Source organism: Nocardioides sp. (assembly GCF_035429765.1).
Classification (GTDB): Bacteria; Actinomycetota; Actinomycetes; order Propionibacteriales; family Nocardioidaceae; genus Nocardioides.
Map to the genome: position 1 here is coordinate 1 of NZ_DAOMFK010000136.1, position 8,296 is coordinate 8,296.

Genomic DNA, 8,296 nt, shown 5'->3' on the forward strand with positions numbered 1-8,296 from the left:
CGGTCGGGGTGCTCGCCGGGCTCGCGGTGCTGGCCTGGCTGCCCAGCGCGGCGCCGTACACCGCGCCCAGCGCCGGCTCGGTGACCGTGGCCACGGTGCAGGGCAACGTGCCCGGCGACGGCTCGGACATCCTGCTCGACCACCGGCAGGTCACCCGCAACCACCGCGACGCCACCGAGCAGCTGGCCCGCGACGTGGCGGCGGGCCGGGTGCCCCGACCGGACTTCGTGGTGTGGCCGGAGAACTCCACCGCCGTCGACCCGTTCCGCGACCCTGGGGTGAACGCGGACGTGACCGCCGCCTCCGACGCCATCGGGCTGCCCATCCTGGTCGGTGGCATCGCCGACGCGCCCGCGGCCGACGAGGTGCTCAACCAGGGGATCGTCTGGGAGCCCGGGCTGGGGGGCGGGGACCGGTACACCAAGCGGCACCCGGTGCCGTTCGGTGAGTACATCCCCTGGCGCTCGCTGTTCCAGGGCAACTTCGGTCGGCTCGCGGTGATCTCCCGCGACATGGCCAGCGGTACCCGGGCGGAGCCGCTGCAGATCGCCGGCGTGCGGGTCGCCGACGCCATCTGCTTCGACGTGGCCTACGACGACGGGATCCGCGACCAGGTGGAGCACGGGGGACAGCTGCTGGTGGTGCAGACCAGCAACGCGACCTTCATCCACACCGACCAGATCGAGCAGCAGTTCGCGATCACGCGGCTGCGGGCGATCGAGACCCACCGCGCGGTGGCGGTCGCGGCCACCAACGGCCTGAGCGGCCTGATCGCGCCGGACGGCACGGTGCTCGAGACGGCGAGCCCACGCACCCAGGCGGTGCTGGTGCGGACACTCCCTCTCTCGGACGAGGTGACCCCCGGCGTCCGTCTGGGGCCCTGGCTGGGGCGCGCCGCCGTCGCGGCCACCGCTGCGGGCGTGCTGCTGGCCTGGATCCCGTATCGTCGCCTCCGCACGTCCAGCCAGAAGGGAACCCGCGCGTGGGCATCGACGGCCTAGGTCGCGTCGTGATGGTCGTCCCGACCTACAACGAGGCGGCCAACCTCGCCTGGATCGTCGCGCGACTGCGCGAGGCGGTCCCCGAGGTCGACGTGCTGGTGGTCGACGACTCCTCCCCGGACGGGACCGGCGCGATCGCCGACGACCTGGCCGCCGCCGACAGCCGGGTCCGGGTGCTGCACCGGCAGGGCAAGGAAGGCCTGGGAGCGGCGTACCTGGCGGGCTTCCAGGTGGCCCTGGACGCCGGCTACGACGTGATCGGCGAGATGGACGCCGACGGCTCCCACCAGCCCGAGCAGCTGCCCCTGCTGCTCGAGGCGCTCCGGGACGCCGACCTGGTGATCGGCGCCCGCTGGGTGCCCGGCGGCACCGTGGTGAACTGGTCCCGCTTCCGGGAGGCGCTGTCCCGCGGCGGCAACCTCTACGTCCGGCTGCTCCTGGGCATGGGGGTCCACGACGCGACCGCCGGGTACCGGCTGTTCCGGCGCACCACGCTGGAGAAGATCGACCTGGCGGAGGTGCAGTCCACCGGGTACGTCTTCCAGACCGACCTGACCTACCGCACCGTGCAGGCCGGCCTGCGGGTGCGCGAGGTGCCCATCGAGTTCGTCGAGCGGGTGCGGGGGGACTCGAAGATGAGCGGCCAGGTGGCCGGCGAGTCGCTGCGACGGATCACCGTCTGGGGGCTGCGCGAGCGGCGTGACCAGCTGCACGGGAGGCTGCGGAGGCGGTCGCGGTGAGTCGGCGCAGGTACTCCGCGTGGGCCCTGGTGCTCGCGTTCCTCGTGGTCCCTCTGCTGGAGATCTACGTGCTGGTCCAGGTGGGCCAGGTGATCGGGGTGTGGTGGACGATCCTGCTGCTGGTCGCCGACTCGGTGCTGGGCGCGTGGCTGATCCGCCGCGAGGGCGGCCGGGCCTGGGTGGGGCTGAACGAGGCGCTCGCGAGTGGACGGATGCCTGCCCGGGAGCTGGCGGACGGGGCTCTGATCCTGGTCGGGGGGACGCTGATGCTGGCGCCCGGCTTCGTCACCGACCTGTTCGGGATGGCGCTCATCCTGCCGTTCACCCGGCCGTTCATGCGCCGGGTGCTGACCCAGGTGGTCACCCGACGGCTGCTGGTCGGCGGCCTGCCCCAGGACGCGGCGCGCCCCGGATCCGGGTCGCAGGGACCCGTGGTCCGGGGCGAGGTCGTCGACGAGTAGCCCGCGGTCGGTCAGGCCGACGCGCGGCGCTTCTTCGCGTTGGCGCGGTGCAGGTGGGCGGGGCCGATCTCTCCGCCGCGGAGCAGCTCCAGCCGCTCCTTGAGGATGTCCTCGAGCTCCTTCTCGCTGCGCCGCTCCAGGAGCATGTCCCAGTGCGTGCGGGCCGGCTTCTCGACCTTCACCTCACGCTCGATGCCGGAGGTGCTCAGCGCCTCCGCGCCGCAGCGGGGGCACTCCCACACCGCCGGGACGTCGGCCTCGATGGACATGGTGATCTCGAACGCGTGGCCCTGGGGGCAGCGGTACCCGATCTGCTGGCGAGCGGCGAACTCGATGCCGCGCTCGTCCTCGAAGCTCTGGCCGCCCAGCCGTGCGCCCCGCAGTGTGCGCTCTGCCATGAGCCACCTCCCGTTGAAGTTTCGCCCGCCGTCGCACATGGGACGAACGGGACCCGATACCATGACGCGGCGCACGCCCGGGCACCGGTATGTCTTTCAACGGTAGAGGGGACTTCCAAGATTCCCGAATCCGGACGGAGGTGACGTGCGCCACGTCCCCCGGACCGGCCGGCTCACACCACGCGCGGGACGACGTTCCCGGCTTCCTCGATGCCGCGGCGCGGGTCCACCCGGGCGAGCAGCAGGATGCCGACGAGGAAGAAGACGATCAGCGCGAAGATCGCCGGGCGGTAGGAGTCGGTCCACTGGTGGACCAGGCCGAACAGCAGGGTGCCCAGCCAGCTGGTGCCGCGCTCGCCGGCCTGGTAGAGGGAGAAGTACTCCGCCTCCCGGCCGCGCGGGATGAGCTGGCTGAAGAAGGAGCGCGAGAGGGCCTGGGTGCCGCCCATCACCAGGCCGATCCCCACGGCCAGGGCGAGGAAGATCGGGACGTTGTGCGCGGGCACGAAGTAGGCCACCACGACGACCAGCATCCAGACCACCAGGCCGCCCAGGATGACCTTGTGGGTGCCGATGGTCCGCGCCAGCCGGCCGAACAGGAGCGCGCCGCCGAACGCGACGAACTGGACCAGCAGGATGGTGCCGATCAAGACCGTGGTCTCGAAGCCCAGCTGCTTCTCCCCGAACGTGGAGGAGGAGGCGATCACGGTCTGGATGCCGTCGTTGTAGAAGAGGTAGGCGACCAGGAAGGTGAGCGTGGCCGGGTAGCGGCGCATGTCCTTCAGGGTGGTCCACAGCTGCCCGAAGCTCTGGCGGACCAGTCCGCCGGGCTCACGCGCCACCGCGACCGGCTCGCGGTTGCGGATGCCGAGGTAGGGGATGATCGTGAACACGGCCCACCACACACCGGCCGAGAGCATGCTCACCCGGACCGCCATGGAGGTGCTCAGGCCGAGCGCGTCGTGACCCATCACCACGCCGAGGTTGATCGCCAGCAGCAGCCCGCCACCGAGGTAGCCCAGCGCCCAGCCCCGCGAGGAGACCCTGTCCCGGTCGTCGGGGAGCGCGATCTGGCACAGGATCGCGTCGTAGACCACCAGGGAGGCCCCGAGGCAGATGTTGGCGATGAACAGCAGCACGATGCCGAGCTGCCAGTTGGTGCCGGTGACCAGGAACAGGCCGCAGGCGGCGAGGCTGCCGGCCCAGGCGAAGCCGGCCATGATCGACTTCTTGCGGGCGGAGCGGTCGGCGGCGGCGCCCACGACCGGCAGCAGCAGCGCGGAGACGATCGTGGACACCGTGATCACGTAGAACACCAGGGAGCCGGGGGAGACCGACAGGCCCAGCACGCTGAGGTGCTCACGGCACTTGAACGTGTCGTCGCTCACCTGTCCGCAGGCGTCCCGCTCGGCCACCGAGATCAGGTACGGCGAGAGCAGCACCGTCGCGATCGTGGTCACGTAGGCGGAGTTGGCCCAGTCGTACCAGTACCAGGCGCGCTGCTCGCGCTTCATCGAGTCCCACACGGGCTGGAGCTCGGCGACGCCTCCGGGGTTGCTCATGTCTCCTCCGTCATGTGGCTCCTGGTGAGCCCGGGGACGAGTATGGCCCCCTGCCGGCCCGGCCGGCACCCACGACCCGCGGGGAGCGGCGTCAGATGTCCCGGAAGGGCTCGATGTTGGCGCCCAGCTCGTTGAGCCGCTCGGCGAGGTCCTCGTAGCCGCGGTGGATGACGTAGGTCGAGCGCAGGACCGAGGTGCCCTTCGAGGCGAGCATGGCCAGCAGGATCACCACCGCGGGGCGCAGCGCCGGGGGGCAGACGATCTCGGCGCCCGACCAGTGCGTGGGCCCCTCGATCATCACCCGGTGCGGGTCCAGCAGCTTGACGTGGCCGCCGAGCTTGTTGAGCTCGACCAGGTAGATGGCCCGGTTCTCGTAGACCCAGTCGTGAAGCAGGGTCTGGCCGTCGGCCACCGCGGCGATCGCGGCGAAGAACGGCAGGTTGTCGATGTTGAGCCCCGGGAACGGCATCGGGTGGACCTTGTCCAGCGGGGCGTGCAGCTGCGAGGTGCGGGTGGTCAGGTCGACCAGGCGGGTCCGGCCGTTGAGGGCGAGGTACTCCTCGGAGCGGGAGTACTTGAAGCCCATCTCCTCCAGCAGCGCCAGCTCGATCTCGAGGAACTCGATGGGCACCCGCTGGATGGTGATCGAGGAGCCGGTGACGATGGCCGCCGTGAGCAGCGACATCGCCTCGATCGGGTCCTCGCTCGGGGCGTAGTCGACGTCGACGTCGATCTCCGGGCAGCCGGTGACCGCGAGGGTGGTGGTGCCGATGCCCTCGACCCCCACGCCGAGCTTCTGCAGGAAGAAGCAGAGGTCCTGCACCATGTAGTTGGACGAGGCGTTGCGGATGATCGTGGTGCCGGGGTGCAGCGCGGCGGCCATCAGCGCGTTCTCGGTGACGGTGTCGCCCCGCTCGGTGAGCACGATCGGGCGCTCCGGCTCGATGGCCCGGTTCACGGTGGCGTGGTAGCTGCCGTCGGTGGCCTTGACCTCCAGCCCGAACGGCCGCAGCGCCGCCATGTGCGGCTGCACCGTGCGGGTACCCAGGTTGCAGCCTCCGGCGTACGGCAGCTCGAAGACGTCCGCCCGGTGCATCAGCGGGCCGAGGAACATGATCACCGAACGGGTCCGCCGGGCGGCCTCCTCGTCGATGTGGTCGAGGTCCAGCTCGCGGGGTGGCACGATCTCCAGGTCGTTGTCGCTGTTGAGCCAGCGGGTGTGGACGCCCAGGCTGTGCAGCACCTCCAGAAGCCGGTTGACCTCCTCGATCCGGGCCACCTTGCGCAGCGTGGTGCGCCCCCGGTTCAGCAGGGACGCGCACAGCAGCGCGACCCCGGCGTTCTTCGAGGTCTTCACGTCGATGCTGCCGGAGAGCCGGGTGGGGCCCGTCACGCGCAGGTGGGTGGGGCCGGCGCCGACGGCGACGATCTCGGAGTCCAGCGCGGCGCCGATCCGGGCCAGCATCTCCAAGGAGAGGTTCTGGTGGCCCTTCTCGATCCGGTTGATCGCGCTCTGGCTGGTGGCCAGCAGGTCGGCGAGCTGGAGCTGGGTGAGACCGCGGTGCTGGCGTGCGTCGCGGATGAGCTTGCCGATACGGCTCTTGTAGTCCTCGCTCATGCCGATCACGCTATATCAGATATGAGATAAGTCCACTCTCCGCGGGGCGCGGCGTGGGGGAGGGGAGGGGGGTCAGCCCCCGAAGTCCTGCACCCAGTAGCGGGTGCCACCTGCACTGGCCGCCAGGCCGAGCCCGATCCTGGTGAAGTCGGGGTTGAGGATGTTGGCGCGGTGGCCGGGGGAGTTCAGCCAGGCGCGCACGACCGCCGCCGCCGACCGGTACCCGGCGGCGATGTTCTCGCCGACGGTGCGCAGCCCCGAGCACCGGGTGAACATGGGCGCGAGGTCCTGGTGGACCATCGTCTCGGTCTGCGCCATGTGCTCGGCCCAGGGCTGGGCGAACCTGCGGGTGAGGCAGCGGCTGACCGTCAGCGCCGCCAGGTCGTGCCGGGCCCGGGCCGCGTTGACCCGGACCAGGACCTTCCGCAGCGCCGGCTTGAGCGCCACCCGGCGGGACGTGGTCGCGCGGGCCACCGGCCGGGAAGACCTGTCGTTTGGACCCAATCGACAGGATTTCGGGCCCAACTCCTGTCGTTTCAGAACAATCGGTGGGGTGGTTCGGGGCAGGGGTGCCGGCTGCCGGCAGGCCCCGGACGCGGCGACGCCCAGCCGCCCGGTCGCCGGGTCGGAGGGCGGTACGCCGGGTGTCGCGCCCGCAGGGCCGGAGGGCGCCACCCACCAGGCGGCCAGGAGGAGAACGACCGCCAGGGTTCCCGAGAGTCCGCGGGTCATGGCGACGAGGCTACGGTAGGGGCCACCCTGCGCGAGGAGGATCCGTGCCCCTGGTGCCTACGGAGTTCGAGGTTCCCGTGCCGCCCCCGCACCCGCGGTTCCGGTTCGAGGTGCTCGGTCCGGAGCACAACCGGAGCGACCTGGCGGCGTGGTCGTCCTCGATCGCGCACATCCACGCCACGCCGGGCTTCCGGCCCGACGGCTGGCCGGAACGGGTCTACACGCTCGAGGAGAACCACGCGGACCTCCGGACCCACCGCGACCACCACCTGCATCGGCTGGACTTCGCCTGGACCGTGCTGGACCCGACCGTGCCGGACACGGACGACGCGGTGGTGGTGGGCTGCGTCTACCTCAAGCCGGACCACTCGGGACGCGCGGACGCCGAGGCGCGCTCCTGGGTGCGGGCCGACCGTGCCGAGCTCGACCCGGTGCTGCGCGCGCACCTGGCGCCGTGGTTCGCCTCCGCCTGGCCGCTGCGGGTGCGCTACGACGGGGGTCCGGCCAGGGCGGCGGCGGACAGCCACGACCTGATCCGCGTGCACGGCGCCCGGGTGAACAACCTCAAGAACCTCGACGTGGAGATCCCCAAGCGGCGGCTGACGGTGTTCACCGGCGTGTCCGGGTCCGGGAAGAGCTCGCTGGTGTTCTCCACGATCGCCGCCGAGTCCCAGCGGCTGATCAACGAGACCTACAGCGCCTTCGTGCAGGGGTTCATGCCGACCCTGGCCCGGCCCGACGTCGACCTCCTCGACGGGCTGACCACCGCCATCATCGTCGACCAGGAGCGGATCGGGGCCAACCCCCGCTCCACCGTCGGCACCGTCACCGACGCCCACGCCATGCTGCGGATCCTGTTCAGCCGGCTGGGCCGGCCGCACCTGGGGCCACCCACCGCCTTCTCCTTCAACCTGCCCTCCGTCCGGGCGAGCGGCGCCATCACCGTGGAGCGCGGCGCGCGCACCAGGACCGAGAAGGCGACCTTCACCCGCCTGGGCGGCATGTGCCCCAGGTGCGAGGGGCTGGGCTCGGTCAGCGACGTCGACCTCTCCGCGCTGTACGACGCCTCCCGGTCGCTCAACGAGGGCGCGCTCACCATCCCCGGCTACAGCATGGACGGCTGGTACGGCCGGATCTTCCGGGGCTGCGGCTACTTCGACCCGGACAAGCCGATCGCGCGCTACACCAAGCGGGAGCTGCACGACCTGCTCTACCGGCAGCCGACCAAGATCAAGGTGGACGGCATCAACCTCACCTACGAGGGCCTGATCCCCAGGATCCAGAAGTCGATGCTGTCGAAGGACCGGGAGGCGATGCAGCCCCACGTGCGCGCGTTCGTGGACCGGGCGGTCACGTTCGCGACCTGCCCCGACTGCCGCGGCACCCGGCTCACCCGGGAGGCGCTGTCCTCGAGGGTCGCCGGGAAGAACATCGCGGAGGTCTGCGCGCTGCAGGTCAGCGACCTGGCCGAGTGGGTCCGCGGGCTGGACGAGCCGTCGGCGGCACCGCTCCTCGCCGGCCTCCAGCACCTGCTCGACTCGTTCGTCGCGATCGGGCTGGGCTACCTGTCGCTCGACCGGCCCTCGGCCACGCTCTCGGGGGGCGAGGCGCAGCGCACCAAGATGATCCGCCATCTCGGCTCCTCGCTCACCGACGTCACCTACGTCTTCGACGAGCCCACCGTGGGGCTGCACCCGCACGACATCCAGCGGATGAACGACCTCCTGCGCCAGCTGCGGGACAAGGGGAACACGGTGCTGGTGGTGGAGCACAAGCCCGAGGTG

Annotated in this window: 8 protein-coding genes; 4 read left to right on the plus strand and 4 right to left on the minus strand. The window is 71.3% G+C overall.

The genetic code is table 11. The annotated features are described in order from the left end of the window. The 3 genes from lnt to PLP61_RS12175 form a co-directional block, all read left to right on the plus strand. The coding region (gene lnt / locus PLP61_RS12165) for an apolipoprotein N-acyltransferase (RefSeq protein ID WP_324502987.1) at window positions 1-1,001 on the plus strand (1,001 nt) is incomplete at its 5' end. Between the two features lie 11 nt (window positions 1,002-1,012). Next, window positions 1,013-1,741, plus strand: a complete 729-nt coding sequence (locus PLP61_RS12170; RefSeq protein WP_324502988.1) for a polyprenol monophosphomannose synthase — start codon at window positions 1,013-1,015, stop codon at window positions 1,739-1,741. After that, a complete protein-coding gene (locus tag PLP61_RS12175; RefSeq protein ID WP_324502989.1) occupies window positions 1,738-2,202 on the plus strand; it encodes an FxsA family protein in 465 nt (154 codons plus the stop codon). Before PLP61_RS12170 ends, PLP61_RS12175 begins: the two co-directional genes overlap by 4 nt. Before the next feature lie 11 nt (window positions 2,203-2,213). On the opposite strand, the gene PLP61_RS12180 is transcribed toward PLP61_RS12175, so the two are convergent. The 4 genes from PLP61_RS12180 to PLP61_RS12195 form a co-directional block, all read right to left on the minus strand. Continuing rightward, on the minus strand, window positions 2,214-2,600 hold the full coding sequence (locus tag PLP61_RS12180; RefSeq protein ID WP_324502990.1) for an RNA polymerase-binding protein RbpA: 387 nt from the start codon (window positions 2,598-2,600) through the stop codon (window positions 2,214-2,216). Window positions 2,601-2,773: 173 nt separating this feature from the next. Next, entirely contained in the window at window positions 2,774-4,162 is a 1,389-nt protein-coding gene (locus tag PLP61_RS12185) for an MFS transporter (protein WP_324502991.1), read from the minus strand. Between the two features lie 91 nt (window positions 4,163-4,253). Beyond that, window positions 4,254-5,780 carry a helix-turn-helix domain-containing protein gene (locus PLP61_RS12190; RefSeq protein WP_324502992.1) on the minus strand — a complete coding sequence of 509 codons (1,527 nt, stop codon included), beginning with the start codon at window positions 5,778-5,780 and terminating at the stop codon, window positions 4,254-4,256. A 72-nt stretch (window positions 5,781-5,852) separates the two neighbouring features. Next, window positions 5,853-6,254: a CAP domain-containing protein gene (locus PLP61_RS12195; protein WP_324502993.1), complete on the minus strand. Its 402-nt coding sequence runs from the start codon at window positions 6,252-6,254 to the stop codon at window positions 5,853-5,855. Window positions 6,255-6,994: 740 nt separating this feature from the next. On the opposite strand from PLP61_RS12195, the gene PLP61_RS12200 reads away from it, so the two are divergent. After that, window positions 6,995-8,296: excinuclease ABC subunit UvrA (locus PLP61_RS12200; RefSeq protein WP_502889045.1), on the plus strand; the 1,302-nt coding region annotated here is incomplete at its 3' end.